The sequence below is a fragment of the Aeromicrobium senzhongii genome (assembly GCF_014334735.1).
Lineage (GTDB): Bacteria > Actinomycetota > Actinomycetes > Propionibacteriales > Nocardioidaceae > Aeromicrobium > Aeromicrobium senzhongii.
In genome coordinates, this window is record NZ_CP060587.1 from 2,567,897 (window position 1) to 2,583,967 (window position 16,071).

A 16,071-nucleotide genomic window follows, 5' to 3' on the forward strand; every position below is an offset into this window, starting at 1 on the left:
GTTTACCACGGTCCCGTGGTAAACCGTCGCCTCCCCAGGGAAGTTTGCCCGGGGAGGCGACAACATGCCTTGGGCAGTCAGCTGATGCGGTCGATGACCAAGGGCGTGGTCGGGACGGCGGAGTCGCCGATGGACCAGGCACCCTCGAGCGCCTCGTGCGCTCGCTCGAAGCGCTCCGGCGTGTCGGTGTGGAGGGTCAGCAGCGGCTGGCCCGCGCGCACGGTGTCACCGGGCTTGGCGTGGATCTCGACACCGGCACCGGCCTGCACGTCCTCGCCCGGACGGGAGCGGCCGGCACCGAGGCGCCAGGCGGCGACGCCCACGGCGTACGCGTCCAGCGAGGTCAGCACGCCATCGGAGTCGGCCGTGACCACCTCGGTCTCGCGAGCCGTGGGCAGTTCCGCGTCGGGATCGCCGTCCTGCGCGCGGATCATGGCCTTCCAGGCGTCCATCGCGCGACCGTCGGCCAGGGCGTCTGCCGGGTCGATGTCGTGGACCCCGGCGCCGGCGAGCATCTCGCGGGCCAGGGCGAGCGTCAGCTCGACCACGTCGGCGGGCCCACCTCCGGCGAGCACCTCGACGGACTCGCGGACCTCGAGGGCGTTGCCCGCGGTCAGGCCCAGCGGCACGGACATGTCGGTCAGCAGCGCCACGGTGCGCACGCCGGCGTCGGTGCCGAGCGCAACCATCGTCTCGGCCAGCTCGCGCGCATCGGCTTGGTTCTTCATGAAGGCGCCGGAGCCGACCTTCACGTCCAGCACCAACGCCCCGGTGCCCTCGGCGATCTTCTTGCTCATGATCGAGCTGGCGATCAGCGGGATCGCCTCGACGGTGCCGGTGATGTCGCGCAGGGCGTAGAGCTTCTTGTCGGCCGGAGCCAGGCCCGAGCCGGCGGCGCAGATGACGGCACCGAGGTCCTCGAGCTGGGTCATCATCTCGTCGTTCGACAGCGCCGCGCGCCATCCGGGGATCGCCTCGAGCTTGTCGAGGGTGCCGCCGGTGTGGCCCAGGCCGCGGCCCGACAGCTGCGGCACGGCCACACCGCACGCGGCGACGAGCGGCGCCAGCGGAAGGGTGATCTTGTCGCCCACGCCGCCGGTGCTGTGCTTGTCGGCGGTGGGACGCGAGAGCGTGGAGAAGTCCATCCGCTCGCCGGTGGCGATCATCGCGGCGGTCCAGCGGGCGATCTCACGGCGGTTCATGCCGTTGAGGACGATCGCCATGGCGAGCGCCGACATCTGCTCGGGGGCGACGACGCCGCGGGTGTACGCGTCGACGACCCAGTCGATCTGGTCGTCGGTCAGCTCGTGGCCGTCACGCTTGGCGACGATGACCTCGGTGGGGGCGAAGCGCTCGGTCATGCCGACACCCGGATGCTCTCGTAGCCGCGCAGCACCCACGTGGGCCGGCGCGGGGCCTCGCCCGCCAGGAGGAGGTCGGGGAACCGGTCCAGCAGCGTGCTCAGCGTGATGCCCAGCTCGAGGCGGGCCAGCGGCGCGCCGAGGCAGAAGTGGATGCCCAGGCCGAACCCGACGTGCGGGTTGGGATCGCGCCCGACGTCGAACGTGTCCGCGTCCTCGAAGACCGCGGCGTCGCGGTTGGCCGAGCCCATGAGGCAGGCTACCTTCTGGCCGGCGGTGACGACTTGCCCGGCCACCTCGACGTCCTTCGTGGCGGTGCGCTCGAACAGCTGCAGCGGCGCGTCGAACCGGATGAGCTCCTCGAGCGCCGTCTCGATCGACACTTCGCCGCTGGTCACGCGGGCCAGCTGGTCGCGGTGGGTCAGCAGCGCGTGGAAGCCGTTGCCGAAGGTGTTGACACTGGCCTCGTGGCCGGCGTTCAGCAGCAGCACGACGGTGGCGACGAGCTCGTCGTCGGAGAAGCCCTTGCCCGCGTCGGTCTCGGCGATGAGGTCGCTGACGAGGTCCTCGCCCGGCTCGCGCCGGCGCATCGCGATGACCTCTCGGACGTAGTCCGAGAACGCCGTGCTGGCCTCGACGGCCTCACGCTTGGTGTCCTCGTCGACGTCGGTCTCGTACATGTGCACGATGGCCTGGCTCCAGCGGCGCAGATCCTCGTGGTCCTCGCGCGGGACTCCCAGCAGGTCGCAGATGACGTAGACCGGCATGGGCTCCGCGTAGTCCGCCAGCACGTCGAACGTGTCCGGCAGCGCCGCGACCATGTCGGCGGCCAGTGCCTCGATGCGCGGGCGCATGCGCTCGACGTGGCCGCGCCCGAACGCGCCGGCCAGCAGGCGCCGCATCCGCGTGTGCGCGGGCGGCTCGTTCTCCATCAGCTGGTTGCGGTGCAGGGCGTTGAAGGACTCCATCTCCTCGACCGGCTCCCAGTCGTGCCACAGCCGCCCGAACGCGCGGTTCTTGAGCACGGCGCCCACCGTCGCGTGGTCGGTGGCCAGCCACATCGACCACGGCTGGTGCCACACCAGCGGTCCCTCGCGGCGCAGCTCGGCCAGGGCCGGGTACGGATCGCGCAGGAAGTCCGCGTCGGTCGGGTCGAAGGTCGTCAGGGTCTTCATGCGTCGTCCAAGTCCGTCACGTCGAAGGCGTCCGGGAGCACCTCTGCCATCGTCTTGACTCCCGAGGCGGTCAACAGCTGGCACTGGGCGCCGCCGTTCTCCCACAGCAATTGTCGGCAACGGCCGCACGGCATCAGCAGGCGCCCCTGACCGTCGACGCAGACGACCGCGCGCAGGCGACCTCCGCCGGTGGAGTGCAGCGCCGAGACCATGCCGCACTCGGCGCACAGGGCCACGCCGTAGGCGGCGTTCTCGACGTTGCAGCCCAGCACGACCCGGCCGTCCTCGACGAGCCCGGCGGCACCGACCTTGTACTTCGAGTACGGCGCGTAGGCACGCCCCATGACCTCGGTGGCGTACTTCTGCAGGGCGTCCCAGTCGACGGGCGCCTGGGGCGGGGTGAAGCCGAAGCCGCTCATCCGGCCGACCCCTTCCGATAGATCGCGCCGTCGGCGGCGGGCATCCTCAGGTTCTGACTGAAGACGGCCAGCACCAGCAGCGTGGTGACGTACGGCGTCATCGTGGCCAGCTCGTTGGGGATCTCGTCGCTGACGAAGTAGATGGCCGCGACGACGATGCCCAGGACGGCGGCGATCAGGGCCGAGCGGCGGCCGTGCTGGCGCCACTGCCAGATCGCCAGCATGACCAGGAAGACCGCGACCAGCAGCAGCAGCGCGTGGACGGTCTCACCGCCACCGCGCAGACGCAGCGTGTCGGTGTAACCGAACAACGTGGCGCCGGCGAACAGTCCGCCGGGTCGCCAGTTGCCGAAGATCATCGCCGCCAGGCCGATGTAGCCGCGGCCGCCGGTCTGCCCGTCGCGGAACGCGTTGGCCGCGACCAGCGCCAGGAAGCCGCCGGCCAGGCCCGCCAGACCGCCCGAGGCGATCACGGCGATGAACTTGTACCGGTAGACGTTGACGCCCAGCGACTCCGCGGCCGCGGGCGACTCGCCGCACGAGCGCAGTCGCAGGCCGAAGCCGGTGCGCCACAGCAGCCACCAGGTCAGCACGAACAGGCCGATCGCGATGATCGTCAGCACGGACATGTTGGTGACCAGCGCGCGCAGGACCGAGGCGACGTCGGAGATGAAGAACCAGTGCTTCTGTTCGATCTCGCCCAACGGGTCGGACAGCCCGGCGATCGTGATGCTGGGCAACCGGTCGATCGGCGGGGACTGCGTCTGACCGCCGCCGGGCACGCCGCTGAACGCCATGCCGGCCAGGTACTGCACCGCGCCCGCGGCGATGATGTTGATCGAGACGCCCGAGACGATGTGGTCGACGCCGAAGTAGACGGTGGCCACCGCGTGCAGCAGGCCGCCGGCGGCACCCAGGAGGATGGCGCCGAGGACGCCCTGCCAGGGGCCGTAGAAGTAGCCGAAGTAGCCCGCGCCGAAGGTGCCGAGGATCATCATGCCCTCGAGGCCGATGTTGACGACGCCCGCACGCTCGGACCACAGGCCACCGAGACCGGCCAGGCCGATCGGGACGGCCGCGATCAGGGTCGCGCGGATCGTGCCGGAGGAGTCGAGGTCGTCGACGCCGGTGATGAGGCGCAGCAGCGACATCACGACGAGCACGCCGGCGATGCCGATCAGCAGCCAGGGCCAGCCGAGCCGGACGCGCTTGGCGGGGGCGGGGGTGGTCATGGGGTCGGTACGGACGCTCATGCCGACACCTCCTTCTGCCGGTACTCCGGGTCCAGGGCGGCCGCCACCTGACGCTGCTCGAGCCGCACGCCGTAGCGGCGGACGACCTCGTAGGCGATGACGACGGTCAGCACGATGACGCCCTGGGTGACCTTGACGATGTCGGGCGAGACGTCCAACAGGATCTGCAACGGGTTGGACTGCTGGTCCAAGAAGGCGAACAGCAGGGCGCCGATCGCGATGCCGATGGGGTGGTTGCGGCCCAGCAGCGCGATGGCGATGCCGGCGAAGCCCAGGCCCGACTGGAACGTCGAGCCGTACGCGTAGGCCTGACCGAACAGCAGCGGCAGGCCGACCAGACCGGCCATCGCGCCCGAGATCAGCATCGTCACCAGCATCATCTTCTTGACGTTGATGCCCGAGGCGACCGCGGCCGTCTCGGACTGACCGGCGGCCCGCAGGTCGAAGCCGAAGCGCGTGCGGTTGATCAGCACCCAGTAGCCGATGCCGACGATGACGGCGACCACCACGAAGCCGTAGATCTCGCCGCCCAGGAACGGGATGCCCGGGATCCGGCTGCTCTCGGGCAGCGGCTTCGTGGAGATGATGTTGCTGCCCTCCTCGCGCACGGCGACCTTGCGCAGCAGGTAGGCCACGACGGCCGTCGCGATCGCGTTGAGCATGATCGTCGAGATGACCTCGGAGACGCCACGGGTGACGCGCAGCAGACCCGCGATGCCGGCCCACATGGCGCCCACGAGCATGCCCGCGAGCAGGGCCAGGGCGATGTTGAACGGGCCCGGCAGGAACGCCTCGCCGGCAACCCACGCCGCGGCGAAGGAGGCGATGCGGTACTGGCCGTCGACGCCGATGTTGAACAGGTTCATGCGGAACCCGATCGCCACGGCGACGGCCGACAGGTAGTAGACGGTGGCCGAGTTGACGATGTTGACCATCGTGCGGTTGCTGGGCCAGCTGAGGATCTGACTCCAGACGCCGAGCCAGTCGTCGCCGGCCAGGATCAGCACCAGGCTCGTGATCAGGAACGCCGTCACCAGCGCCAGCACCGGAGCGGCCAGCGCCAACCCGACCCGGGTCAGTCGCGACTGCGTCATGAGCGGTCCTCCTCGTCGGTGGCACCGGTCATGGCCGAGCCGAGTTCTTGTGGCGTCACCGCGCCGGGATCGAAGGTGCCCACGAGCCGACCGCGCAGCAGCACCGCGATCGTGTCGGACAGGCCGATCAGCTCATCGAGGTCGGCCGAGACCAGCAGGACCGCCAGGCCTTCGCGGCGGGCACGCTTGATGTGGTCCCAGATCGCCGCCTGAGCGCCGACGTCGACGCCGCGCGTGGGGTGGGACGCGATCAGCAGGCTGGGCTCGTCGCTCATCTCGCGGCCGACGATCAGCTTCTGCTGGTTGCCGCCGGACAGGGCCCGCGCGAGGGTGTCGATGCCCGGCGTGCGGACGTCGTAGTCGCGCACGATGCGCTCGGTGTCGGCGCGGGCGCCGCGACGGTCGATGAGCGGCCCGGCGATGTTGGGCTCGCGGGTCTGGTGACCGAGCACGCGGTTCTCCCACAGGGGCGCGTCCAGCAGGAGGCCCTGGCGGTGACGGTCCTCGGGGATGTAGCCGATCCCGGCCTCGCGGCGGCGTCGGGTCGACCAGCCGGCGATGTCGCCGTCATTGAGCTCGATGCGGCCCGTGGTGTCGGGGCGCATGCCCATGATGGCCTCGACGAGCTCGGCCTGGCCGTTGCCCTCGACGCCGGCGATGCCCAGGATCTCGCCGCGGTGGATCCGGAAGGAGATGCCGTCCAGCAGCGGGCGTCCGCCGCGGGGGTCGGGCAGGCCCAGGTCGACGACCTCGAGCACCTCGATGTCGGTGACGGTGGACAGCTCGGTGCTGGGGCTGGGCAGCTCCGAGCCGACCATGAGCTCGGCCAGCTGCTTGGAGGTGACACTGTCGGCCGGCACCGTCGAGACGGTCGTGCCGCGACGCACCACGGTGACCTCGTCCGCGACCGAGAGCACCTCGTCGAGCTTGTGGGAGATGAACAGGACCGCCAGGCCCTCGGCCTTGAGCTCACGCAGGTTGTCGAACAGCTCGTCGACCTCCTGGGGCACCAGCACGGCGGTGGGCTCGTCCAAGATGATGATGCGGGCGCCGCGGTACAGGACCTTGAGGATCTCGATGCGCTGGCGCGCGCCGACGCCGAGGTCGGCGACCAGGTCGTCGGGCTCGATGCCCAGGCCGTAGGCGTCCGAGATCTCACGGATCTTCGCGCGTGCCTTGTCGCCGATGCCGTGCATCTTCTCGGCACCCAGGACGACGTTCTCGAGCACGGTGAGGTTGTCGGCCAGCATGAAGTGCTGGAACACCATGCCGATGCCGTGCGCGATGGCATCGGACGGCGTGGCGAAGGTGACCGCCTGGCCGTCGAGCTCGATCGTGCCGGAGTCGGGCTTCTGGACGCCGTAGAGGATCTTCATCAGCGTCGACTTGCCGGCACCGTTCTCGCCGACGATCGCGTGGATCGTGCCGCGGTGGATCTCGATGTCGACGTCGTGGTTGGCGATGACGCCGGGAAAGGTCTTGCCGACCCCGCGCAGGCGGACGACGACGTCCGACGGGCTGCTCGCGGGGGTGCCGGCGGCGGTCGATGTCTTGCTCACGATGTCACCTTCTGGGGTGGTCGGCGGACTCACAGGAGCGGCCCGGCCCCACGCTATCGCGCAGGGGCCGGGCCGCGGTCCTCAGTGCTTCGAGGACGCGATCACTTCGCCGAGACCTTGATGGTCCCGTCGATGATCTTCTGCTTGTAGTCGTTCAGCTGGTCCTCGATGTCGTCGACGTGACCGCCGGTCGTCGAGTAGCCGACGCCGTCGACCTTGAGGTCGTAGATCTGCGGGCCGGTCTTGATGTCGCCGGCCTCCACGCCCTTGAGGAAGTCGTACACCGCGACGTCGATGTTCTTGATCATCGAGGTCAGGATGCTGCCGCGGACCGACTCGTCGGCCGTCTTGGCCTGGTCGGAGTCGACGCCGATGGCCCACTTCTTCGCGTCGGTGGCCGCCTGGAAGACGCCGCCGCCCGAGCCGCCGGCCGCGTGGTAGACGACGTCCGCGCCCTTCTCGTACATGCCGGTGGCGGCCGTGTTGCCCTTGGCCGGGTCACCGAAGCCGCTGAAGTCCGGCGGCGTGGAGAGGTAGACCGACTGGAACTTGATGTCGGGGTTGACGGCCTTCGCGCCGGCCTTGTAGCCCGCCTCGAACTTGTGGATCAGCTCGGTGTCGACACCGCCGACGAAGCCGATGTTGCCGCTCTCGGACTTGAGGGCGGCCGCAGCGCCGACCAGGAACGAGCCCTGCTCCTCGGCGAACAGCAGGTTGCTGATGTTGTCGCCCTTGACGCCGTCGTCGACGATCGCGAAGTTGACGTCGGGGTTGGCCTTGGCGATCTTGTCGACCGAGGCGGAGTAGGCGAAGCCGACGGCGATCACCGGGTTGTAGCCGGCGTCGACGAGCTGCTGGAGGCGCTCCTCACGAGCGGACTCGGGCTCGCCGTCCTGGGCCTCGGCGTCCTTGACCTCGAAGCCGAGCTCGCAGGCGGCCTTGTCCAGGCCCTTGGCTGCCGAGTCGTTGAAGGACTGGTCTCCACGACCGCCGACATCGAAGGCCATGCCGACCTTGACGTCACCCTTCTCGACGCAGTCCTCGCCAGCAGCGCTCTCCTCGTCGGTGCTCTTCTTGGCGCAACCGGCTCCGGCGAAGACCAGGGCGGTCACGGCGGCCGCTGCGGTCAGCTTGTTCAATCGACGCACTTTTTTCCTCCTCAGGAGCTGCGCCCGGAAAGGAGGGCGCGAGCGATGTCCAGATGAGGTTAAGCGCTGAAATGGCGGCCGATGACCAAGTTCGTCATTCCTCCGCCAACTGTCACCGAACCGTAATCAAACCCCTGCGGGCCTAGGATCGAGTCATGCTCCTCTCCGGACCCATCATCGTCGGACACGACGGCTCTGACTTCTCCGACCACGCCCTGCGTTGGGCCCTGGCCCTGGCCGATCGGGCCAAGCTCCCGGTCCTCGTCATCCGAGCCTGGACGATGCGCACCGCGCCGAAGCCCAAGACCCAGGAGTTCGGTTACGTCCCGCCGGCCTCGGACTTCGCCGATGCCGTCCGCGAGCGCCTCGAGGAGTCGACGCGCGAGATCCTGGCCGAGTACCCCGACGTCGACGTGACCTTGAAGGTCGAGCGCGGCCAGCCGGCCACGGTCGTCGTCGAGGCCAGCCGCGGCGCCGCGCTGCTCGTCGTGGGCCCGCGCGGCCTGGGCGGCTTCAAGGGCCTGATGCTCGGCTCGGTCAGCGAGCACGCCGTGGGCAACGCGTTCTGCCCGGTCGTCGTCGTGCGCGGCGAGGACGATCCCGCCCAGTCCGAGCCCGAGGTCTGAGCCGACCGCTGCGTCAGGCGATCGCGGCGTTGGCCAGCACCAACGCGCCGACGGCGATGGCGCGCTCGTCCACCCGCAGGTTGCCCTGGTGCAGGTCGTACGTCGGGCCGCCGGGCGTGCGGGTGCCGAGGCGCGCCATCGTTCCGGGCAGGGTCTCGACGTACCAGGCGAAGTCCTCGCCGCCGAGGCTCTGCGACGTGCTGGCGACACCCTCGGGCCCGAGCGCGCTGGCGACCGCCTGACGCAGTCGCTCGGTGACGGCGAAGTCGTTGACCACCGGCGGCACGCCCCGGGTGTAGGTCAGGTCGACACCGACGCCGAAGGGTTCGACGATGTCGGCGATGATCCCGCGCACCAGGTGCTCGGCCTCGTGCCACGCCGCCGCGTCCAGCATCCGCAGCGTGCCCTTGAGCTCGCCGACGGCGGGGATGACGTTGGCGGCGTTGCCGGCACTGACCTGACCCCAGACGAGGCTGGCCCCGGCACGCGGATCGAAGCGGCGTGACAGGACGGCGGGCAGCTGGGTGATGAGGCTGCCGAGGGCGAACGTGAGGTCCTCGGTCAGGTGCGGCCGCGAGGTGTGGCCGCCCCGCCCGTTGAGGACGACGTGGATCTGGTCGGACGCACCGGTGATGGCGCCCTCGCGGATGCCGACCCGGCCGACGTCGAGCGAGGGGTCGCAGTGCAGGGCGAAGATCCGGCTGACGCCGGCGAGCACGCCGTCGGAGAGCAGCCGCAGCGCGCCGCCGGGCATGACCTCCTCGGCGGGCTGGAAGATCAGCCGCACCCGCGTCGGCAGGCCGATCGTGCGGTCGGCCTCGGCCAGGGCGGTGGCCGCGCCGATCAGCGCGGAGATGTGGACGTCATGGCCGCAGGCGTGGGCGACACCGGGGTTCTTCGAGCGCCACGGGTCCTGCGTGGTGTCGAGGATCGGCAGGGCGTCGAGGTCGGCGCGGAGCGCCACGATCGGGCCGCCCGACGGGCCGATGTCGACCGAGAGACCCGTGCCCTCGAACCGCTGCGGGCTCAGTCCCAGCTTGTCCATCCACGCGTAGACCAGGTCGGTGGTCCGCTCCTCCTGCCACGACAACTCGGGAAAGGCGTGCAGGTCCCGACGCAGCTCGATGAGGTCGGGGGTCGCCGTCTCCACGGCGCGGGCGATGGATTCCTGGAGGGTCATGACCTGTCGAGTCTACGCCGACCGACCCGTACCTCGCCGCCATCTCAGATGCGGGACGGCGCGTCACCGGGCGGATTCCCCGTCAGCCCTGCCGGGCCCGGTAGGCGGCCTGCGCCTCACGGTTGCCGCACGTGGTGCTGCAGAACTTGCGCGAACGGTTGCGCGACAGGTCGACGACGACGCCGTCGCAGTCGCTCGCTGCGCACCGGCCGATACGGCCGAGGTCGTCGGCACGGATGAGGTCGATCATCGCCATCGCGGTCTCGACCAGGATCCGCTCGTGCAGCGGCCGGTCGTCGGCGATCGCGTGCACGTGCCAGTCGAGGTGGTCGTGGCGGACGAGCCGGGGCACCGCCTGCTGCTCGGCCAGCACCGCGTTGACCAGGTCGACGGCCGCGGCCCGGTCGGCGGTCAACAGCTCGCGGAGGCGGGCGCGGATCCCCCGCACCGCCTCGAGGTCGTCACGGCTCCGCGGCCTGGCGCCGGTGTACTCCCAGCGATCGAAGAACTCGGTCAGGTCCTCGACGGCCTCGAGGGTGTCCGGCTCGTCCGCGGAATTGGCCAGCTCGGCGGCAGCGCCGAGGGCGTCGGCGACGTCAGGAGTGAAAGCCATGTTGACACCTTACGACACGGACCCCTAGTGTCAGGACCCATGAGGCCCGACGCTCCTGACACCACCGCACTGCGGCACACGCCGACCGGCCTGCTGCTGGCGCTCACGTCAGCGCTCGCGTTCGGCACCTCCGGCACGCTGGCACGCGGCCTCATGGACGCCGGCTGGTCCCCCGGCGCCGCCTTCGCCGTCCGCGTCACCCTCGCCGCGGCCGTCCTGCTCGTCCCCGGCCTGCTCGCCGTGCGCGGCCGCAGCCGGCTGCTGCTGACGCACGCCCGCACGATCGTGGTCTACGGACTCTCGGCCGTGGTCTGCGCGCAGCTCTTCTACTTCATGGCCGTGCAGCGGCTCGACGTCGGCATCGCCCTGCTCATCGAGTACACGGCCCCCGTCGCGGTCGTGCTGTGGATGTGGTTCGCCCACGGCCAGCGGCCCGGCCGGTTCACGCTGGTGGGCGCGCTCGTGGCCGCCGTGGGCCTGGTCCTGCTGCTCGACGTCCTCGGCGGCACGCAGATCGACCTCGTGGGCGTCGCGCTGGCGCTCATCGCGATGACCGGTGCGGCCACCTACTTCGTCATGTCGGCCGACCAGTCGAGCGGCCTGCCGCCGCTCACGCTGGCCGCCGGGGGCCTCGTCGTGGCCTCGGTCTCGTTCTGGACCGTGGCCGCGCTCGGGATCGTGCCGTTCACCATGACGACCGACCCGGTGGTCTTCTCGACCGGATCCGTGCCGTGGTGGCTGCCCGTGGCCCTGCTCGGCTTCGTGGCCGCCGCTCTCGCGTACGTCACCGGCATCGCGGCGGCGCGTCACCTGGGCGGCCGGCTCGCGTCGTTCGTCGCGCTGACCGAGGTCGCCGCCGGGCTGGCGTTCGCGTGGGTCCTGCTGGACCAGGCGCCCGGTCCGTGGCAGTGCTTCGGAGCGGCGCTGGTCGTCGCCGGGATCGTCGTGGTCAAGCTCGGCGAGCGCGACGTGACCTCACTCGGCAGCGACGAGAGCCTCCTCGTCGAGCCCCTCCCGGCGCAGCAGCCGCCGCGCCGCGGGTGAGACCCGCCGGCGCGCCCAGAGGTGGTGCGTCCGGGCATAGAGCGCCGTCGCGACGACGATGCCGACGGCCGATGCAGCACCACCGAGGATGAGGGTCCACCGAGCGCCGAACTCCTCGCCGACCCAGCCGATCAACGGCGCGCCGAACGGGGTGCCGCCCATGAAGACCATGAGGTAGAGCGCCGCGACCCGTCCCCGCATCTGGGGTGCCGCCGTCAGCTGGATCAGACCGTTCGCCGACGTCACCATCGTCAGCGAGGCCAGGCCGAGCACGGGCAGGATGAGCGCGAACGTCAGATAGCTGGGCATGAGGCCCGCGACGATCTCGGCGATGCCGAACGTCAGTCCGGCCAGGACCACGAAGAGCAGCCGCGGCCGGGTGCGACGGGCGGCCAACAGCGCGCCGATGAGCGAGCCGATCGCGAGGATCGAGCCGAGGATGCCGTACTCGCTCGCGCCCTTGCCGTAGACCTCGGTGGCCATCAGGGCCGACGTCATCTGGAAGTTCATCCCGAACGTGCCGACGAAGAAGACACAGGTCAGCAGCAGTACCAGGTCGGGCCGGGACCGCACGTAGCGCACGCCCTCGCGCACGGCACCCTTGCGACTCCCCGAGACCGGCGAGGGACGCAGGCGCCGCACGTCGAGCGAGGTGAGCGACACGATGACCGCCAGGTAGCTGAAGGCGTTCACGAGGATGACCCAGCCGGTCGCCGTGACACCGCTGCCGAGGGCTGCGATGAGCAGGCCCGCGATCGCGGGTCCGATCATCCGGGCAGTGTTGAACGAGGCCGAGTTCAGGCCGACCGCGTTGGACAGGTCCTCCTGGCCGACCATCTCGGCGACGAAGGACTGACGGGCCGGAGCGTCGAACGCCGTGCCGACGCCGAAGACGAACGCCAGCAGGTAGACGTGCCACGCCTGCACCGCGCCGGTGATCGCCAGGACGCCGAGCAGCGCGGCCGGCAGCGCCATCGCCAGCTGGGTGATCTTGAGGATCTGCTGCTTGGGGAACCGGTCGGCCACGACACCCGCGACAGGGCTGAACAGCAGCGCGGGCAGCAACTGCAGGCCCGTGGTGATGCCCAACGCCGTGCCGCTGCCGGTGAGCGTGAGGATCAGCCAGTCCTGCGCCACGCGCTGCATCCAGGTGCCGACGTTCGACACCAGCGCGCCCATGGCGTAGACGCGGTAGTTGCGGATCGAAAGGCTGCGGAAGGTGGGGCTCACGCGTCGTCCTCCGCGAGCCTGACCAACAGGTCGGTGGCGTCCCGGAGTCGTACGCGTTCGGCGGAGGTGAACGTGGCGAGGCGCCGGTCGAGCCACTGGTCGCGGCGCTGACGCTCCTCGGCGAGGACCTTCTCACCGAGCTCGGACACCGCGATGAGGACCTGCCGGCCGTCGTCGGGATGGGGCTTCTTGGTGACGTAGGCGTCCTCGAGCAGGCACTTGAGGGTCCGGGTGACGGAGGGCTGCGAGACGCGCTCGCGCGCGGCGATCTGGCTGGGCGTGGCCGGTCCGAGAACACGCACGGACCCCAGCACGGACAGCTGGGTGGCGGTCAGGTCGGACTGCCGCTCCTGGCGCAGCCTCCGGTTGAGTCGGGCCACCGCCTGGGCGAGACGCTGGGATTCGGTGGGCATGTGATTAGCCTAGGTCATTAACCATGCTAATTAAAGAGATCGCGCTCACAGCGCCCGCGAGGGCGCCTCCCAGGTGAGGGCGGGACTTCGCGCCAGGGCGCCGCCGCGATGGCCCGTCGCGCCGCTGCTCGCAGCGACAAGAGTCCGCGTCCATCGCCGATGACCCACATGACGAGCTACTGAGCCACGGCTCCGCGGTATCCCGGGGAACGACGAAGGGGCCCGCCGGACGGCGGACCCCTTCGTTTGCGTCTCTGTCGCTGATCAGACCAGCGCGTTGCGCAGGTCGCGGTACAGCGTGCTGATCACGTCGAGCGGGATGCCCTTGGGGCAGGCCGCCGCGCACTCACCGATGTTGGTGCAGCCGCCGAAGCCCTCGGCGTCCATCTGCTCCACCATGCCGATGACGCGCGACTCGCGCTCGGGCTGACCCTGCGGCAGCAGGCCCAGGTGCGTGATCTTGGCGGCGGTGAACAGCATCGCCGAGCCGTTGGGGCACGCCGCGACGCAGGCGCCACAGCCGATGCACGTGGCGGCCTCGAACGCGTGGTCGGCGTTCTCCTTCGGCACGGGCAGGTTGTTGGCCTCGGGGGCCGAGCCCGTGGGCGCGGAGATGTAGCCGCCGGCCGCGATGATGCGGTCGAGCGCGCCGCGGTCGACGACGAGGTCCTTGACGACGGGGAAGGCCCCGGCACGCCACGGCTCGATGTCGATGACGTCGCCGTCGTTGAACGTGCGCATGTGCAGCTGGCACGTCGTGGTGACCTCGGGGCCGTGCGCGATGCCGTTGATCACGACGCCGCACGTGCCGCAGATGCCCTCGCGACAGTCGGAGTCGAACGCCACCGGCTCCTCGCCCTCGAGCGTGAGCCGCTCGTTGAGGACGTCGAGCATCTCCAGGAAGGACATGTCCTCACTGACGTCGTCCAGCCCGTAGGTGACCATCTTGCCCTTGGCGTCGGCGCTCTTCTGGCGCCAGACCCGAACGGTGATCTTCACTTGTAGCTCCTGGCCTTCATCTCGACGTACTCGTACTCCAGCGGCTCCTTGTGCAGGATGGGCTGGCTCCCGGTGTGCTCCCACGCGGCGACGTAGGCGAACTCGTCGTCGTGACGCAGCGCCTCGCCGTCCTCGGTCTGGCTCTCGGCGCGGAAGTGGCCACCGCAGGACTCGCGACGGTTCAACGCGTCGATGCACATGAGCTCGCCGAGCTCGAAGAAGTCCGCCACCCGGTTGGCGCGCTCGAGCGTCTGGTTGAGCTCCTCGGCCTCGCCGGTGACCTTGACGTTGCTCCAGAACTCGGCCTTGAGGTCGCGGATCATCTGGATGGCCTTCATCAGGCCCTCCTCGGTGCGCTCCATGCCGCAGTAGTCCCACATGATCTGGCCGAGCTCCTTGTGGAAGGAGTCGACCGTGCGGGTGCCGTTGATCGAGAGCAGCTTCTCGACCCGCTCCTCGACGGCCTGGCGGGCCTCGACGACGCGCGGGTGGTCCTCGGGGACCTTCTCGTAGGGCGCCTTCGACAGGTAGTTCGCCAGCGTGTTCGGCAGCACGAAGTAGCCGTCGGCCAGACCCTGCATCAGCGCCGAGGCGCCGAGGCGGTTGGCGCCGTGGTCGGAGAAGTTCGCCTCGCCGGCCACGAACAGGCCGGTCAGGTTGCTCTGCAGGTCGTAGTCGACCCACAGGCCGCCCATCGTGTAGTGCACGGCGGGGTAGATGCGCATCGGGCGCGTGTACGGGTCCTCGCCGGTGATGCGGGCGTACATGTCGAACAGGTTGCCGTACTTGGCCTCGACCGCCGGGCGACCGAGTCGCTCGATGGCCTCGGCGAAGTCGAGGTAGACACCCAGACCACCGGGGCCGACGCCCTTGCCGGCGTCGCACTGGTACTTCGCGGCACGCGAGGCGATGTCACGCGGCACCAGGTTGCCGAACGCCGGGTAGATGCGCTCGAGGTAGTAGTCGCGCTCGTCCTCGGGGATGTCCGCCGGGTGACGGTCGTCGCCGGCCTTCTTCGGCACCCAGATGCGGCCGTCGTTGCGCAGCGACTCGCTCATCAGCGTGAGCTTGCTCTGGTAGTCGCCCGAGACGGGGATGCAGGTGGGGTGGATCTGCGTGTAGCAGGGGTTCGCGAAGTAGGCGCCCTTGCGGTGCGCGCGCCACGTGGCGGTGACGTTGGAGCCCATGGCATTCGTCGAGAGGAAGAAGACGTTGCCGTAGCCGCCGGTCGCGAGCACGACCGCGTCGGCCAGGTGCGTCTCGATCTCGCCGGTGAGCATGTCGCGGACGATGATGCCGCGAGCCCGCTCGGTGCCGTCGGCATCGGGGACCATGATCAGCTCGAGCATCTCGTGGCGCGTGTTCATCTCGACCGTGCCGGCGCCGATCTGGCGTTCGAGGGCCTGGTACGCGCCCAGCAGGAGCTGCTGGCCCGTCTGACCGCGAGCGTAGAACGTGCGCGACACCTGGACGCCGCCGAAGGAGCGGTTGTCCAGCAGGCCGCCGTACTCGCGGGCGAACGGGACGCCCTGCGCGACGCACTGGTCGATGATGTTCACCGACACCTGCGCGAGGCGGTAGACGTTCGACTCGCGGGCGCGGAAGTCGCCGCCCTTGACCGTGTCGTAGAAGAGCCGGTAGATCGAGTCGCCGTCGTTGCGGTAGTTCTTGGCCGCGTTGATGCCACCCTGGGCGGCGATCGAGTGGGCCCGACGCGGGCTGTCCTGGTAGCAGAACGCCTTGACGTGGTACCCGGCCTCGCCGAGCGTGGCGGCGGCGGAGGCGCCGGCCAGGCCGGTGCCGACCATGATGACGCTCAGCTTGCGGCGGTTGGCCGGGTTGACCAGGGCCATGTGCGCCCGGTGCTCGTCCCAGCGCTTCTCGATGGGGCCGCTCGGAGCGGCGGTGTCGCGGATGTCGTCGCCGACAGTGAAGTAGTCCAAAGCCATGTCCAAGT

Annotated in this window: 15 protein-coding genes; 2 read left to right on the forward strand and 13 right to left on the reverse strand. The window is 70.1% G+C overall.

Features of this window, described 5'->3' with window-relative positions; all coding sequences use genetic code 11:
* Positions 1-77: 77 nt before the first annotated feature.
* The 7 genes from H9L21_RS12680 to H9L21_RS12710 form a co-directional block, all read right to left on the reverse strand.
* On the reverse strand, positions 78-1,361 hold the full coding sequence (locus H9L21_RS12680; RefSeq protein WP_154596595.1) for a thymidine phosphorylase: 1,284 nt from the start codon (positions 1,359-1,361) through the stop codon (positions 78-80).
* Positions 1,358-2,536: a cytochrome P450 gene (locus H9L21_RS12685; protein WP_154596594.1), complete on the reverse strand. Its 1,179-nt coding sequence runs from the start codon at positions 2,534-2,536 to the stop codon at positions 1,358-1,360. The genes H9L21_RS12680 and H9L21_RS12685 overlap by 4 nt, the downstream gene beginning before the upstream one ends.
* Positions 2,533-2,955, reverse strand: coding sequence for a cytidine deaminase (locus H9L21_RS12690; protein WP_154596593.1), 423 nt, complete (start codon positions 2,953-2,955; stop codon positions 2,533-2,535). Before H9L21_RS12690 ends, H9L21_RS12685 begins: the two co-directional genes overlap by 4 nt.
* Positions 2,952-4,208, reverse strand: a complete 1,257-nt coding sequence (locus tag H9L21_RS12695; RefSeq protein WP_154596592.1) for an ABC transporter permease — start codon at positions 4,206-4,208, stop codon at positions 2,952-2,954. Before H9L21_RS12695 ends, H9L21_RS12690 begins: the two co-directional genes overlap by 4 nt.
* A complete protein-coding gene (locus H9L21_RS12700) occupies positions 4,205-5,302 on the reverse strand; it encodes an ABC transporter permease (RefSeq protein WP_154596591.1) in 1,098 nt (365 codons plus the stop codon). Before H9L21_RS12700 ends, H9L21_RS12695 begins: the two co-directional genes overlap by 4 nt.
* Complete coding sequence (locus tag H9L21_RS12705) at positions 5,299-6,861, reverse strand: ABC transporter ATP-binding protein (RefSeq protein WP_222865785.1); 1,563 nt, start codon at positions 6,859-6,861, stop codon at positions 5,299-5,301. Before H9L21_RS12705 ends, H9L21_RS12700 begins: the two co-directional genes overlap by 4 nt.
* Positions 6,862-6,962: 101 nt before the next feature.
* On the reverse strand, positions 6,963-8,009 hold the full coding sequence (locus tag H9L21_RS12710) for a BMP family lipoprotein (protein WP_255467052.1): 1,047 nt from the start codon (positions 8,007-8,009) through the stop codon (positions 6,963-6,965).
* A gap of 155 nt (positions 8,010-8,164) precedes the next feature.
* Between H9L21_RS12710 and H9L21_RS12715 the strand changes: the two genes are divergently transcribed.
* Positions 8,165-8,635 (forward strand): universal stress protein, encoded by a 471-nt coding sequence (locus H9L21_RS12715; RefSeq protein WP_154596590.1) that lies wholly within the window; start codon positions 8,165-8,167, stop codon positions 8,633-8,635.
* Positions 8,636-8,648: 13 nt separating this feature from the next.
* Here H9L21_RS12715 and H9L21_RS12720 read toward each other — a convergent pair whose 3' ends face one another.
* Complete coding sequence (locus tag H9L21_RS12720; protein ID WP_154596589.1) at positions 8,649-9,815, reverse strand: amidohydrolase; 1,167 nt, start codon at positions 9,813-9,815, stop codon at positions 8,649-8,651.
* 82 nt (positions 9,816-9,897) lie between these two features.
* Entirely contained in the window at positions 9,898-10,428 is a 531-nt protein-coding gene (locus H9L21_RS12725) for a CGNR zinc finger domain-containing protein (protein WP_154596588.1), read from the reverse strand.
* Positions 10,429-10,467: 39 nt separating this feature from the next.
* Here H9L21_RS12725 and H9L21_RS12730 point away from each other — a divergent pair, with 39 nt between their 5' ends.
* Positions 10,468-11,472 carry an EamA family transporter gene (locus H9L21_RS12730; RefSeq protein WP_154596587.1) on the forward strand — a complete coding sequence of 335 codons (1,005 nt, stop codon included), beginning with the start codon at positions 10,468-10,470 and terminating at the stop codon, positions 11,470-11,472.
* Here the strand turns inward: H9L21_RS12730 and H9L21_RS12735 are convergent.
* The 4 genes from H9L21_RS12735 to H9L21_RS12750 all read right to left on the reverse strand — a co-directional run bounded on the left by H9L21_RS12735 (position 11,404) and on the right by H9L21_RS12750 (position 16,063).
* Entirely contained in the window at positions 11,404-12,702 is a 1,299-nt protein-coding gene (locus H9L21_RS12735; RefSeq protein ID WP_187411537.1) for an MFS transporter, read from the reverse strand. The two genes, H9L21_RS12730 and H9L21_RS12735, sit on opposite strands and share 69 nt — an antisense overlap.
* On the reverse strand, positions 12,699-13,115 hold the full coding sequence (locus H9L21_RS12740) for a MarR family transcriptional regulator (protein WP_154596586.1): 417 nt from the start codon (positions 13,113-13,115) through the stop codon (positions 12,699-12,701). Before H9L21_RS12740 ends, H9L21_RS12735 begins: the two co-directional genes overlap by 4 nt.
* Positions 13,116-13,379: 264 nt before the next feature.
* The gene (locus H9L21_RS12745; protein WP_187411538.1) at positions 13,380-14,114 is read right to left on the reverse strand and encodes a succinate dehydrogenase/fumarate reductase iron-sulfur subunit; all 735 of its coding nucleotides are present in this window, start codon (positions 14,112-14,114) and stop codon (positions 13,380-13,382) included.
* A complete protein-coding gene (locus tag H9L21_RS12750) occupies positions 14,111-16,063 on the reverse strand; it encodes a fumarate reductase/succinate dehydrogenase flavoprotein subunit (RefSeq protein ID WP_154596585.1) in 1,953 nt (650 codons plus the stop codon). The genes H9L21_RS12745 and H9L21_RS12750 overlap by 4 nt, the downstream gene beginning before the upstream one ends.
* Positions 16,064-16,071 lie beyond the last annotated feature (8 nt).

What these genes read in the sequence shown, in the direction of transcription:
- H9L21_RS12680 (WP_154596595.1), bottom strand. Translation starts at nt 1,361, where the DNA reads ATGACCGAGCGCTTCGCCCCCACCGAGGTCATCGTCGCCAAGCGTGAC.
- H9L21_RS12685 (WP_154596594.1), bottom strand. Translation starts at nt 2,536, where the DNA reads ATGAAGACCCTGACGACCTTCGACCCGACCGACGCGGACTTCCTGCGC.
- H9L21_RS12690 (WP_154596593.1), bottom strand. Translation starts at nt 2,955, where the DNA reads ATGAGCGGCTTCGGCTTCACCCCGCCCCAGGCGCCCGTCGACTGGGAC.
- H9L21_RS12695 (WP_154596592.1), bottom strand. Translation starts at nt 4,208, where the DNA reads ATGAGCGTCCGTACCGACCCCATGACCACCCCCGCCCCCGCCAAGCGC.
- H9L21_RS12700 (WP_154596591.1), bottom strand. Translation starts at nt 5,302, where the DNA reads ATGACGCAGTCGCGACTGACCCGGGTCGGGTTGGCGCTGGCCGCTCCG.
- H9L21_RS12715 (WP_154596590.1), top strand. Translation starts at nt 8,165, where the DNA reads ATGCTCCTCTCCGGACCCATCATCGTCGGACACGACGGCTCTGACTTC.
- H9L21_RS12720 (WP_154596589.1), bottom strand. Translation starts at nt 9,815, where the DNA reads ATGACCCTCCAGGAATCCATCGCCCGCGCCGTGGAGACGGCGACCCCC.
- H9L21_RS12725 (WP_154596588.1), bottom strand. Translation starts at nt 10,428, where the DNA reads ATGGCTTTCACTCCTGACGTCGCCGACGCCCTCGGCGCTGCCGCCGAG.
- H9L21_RS12730 (WP_154596587.1), top strand. Translation starts at nt 10,468, where the DNA reads ATGAGGCCCGACGCTCCTGACACCACCGCACTGCGGCACACGCCGACC.
- H9L21_RS12740 (WP_154596586.1), bottom strand. Translation starts at nt 13,115, where the DNA reads ATGCCCACCGAATCCCAGCGTCTCGCCCAGGCGGTGGCCCGACTCAAC.
- H9L21_RS12750 (WP_154596585.1), bottom strand. Translation starts at nt 16,063, where the DNA reads ATGGCTTTGGACTACTTCACTGTCGGCGACGACATCCGCGACACCGCC.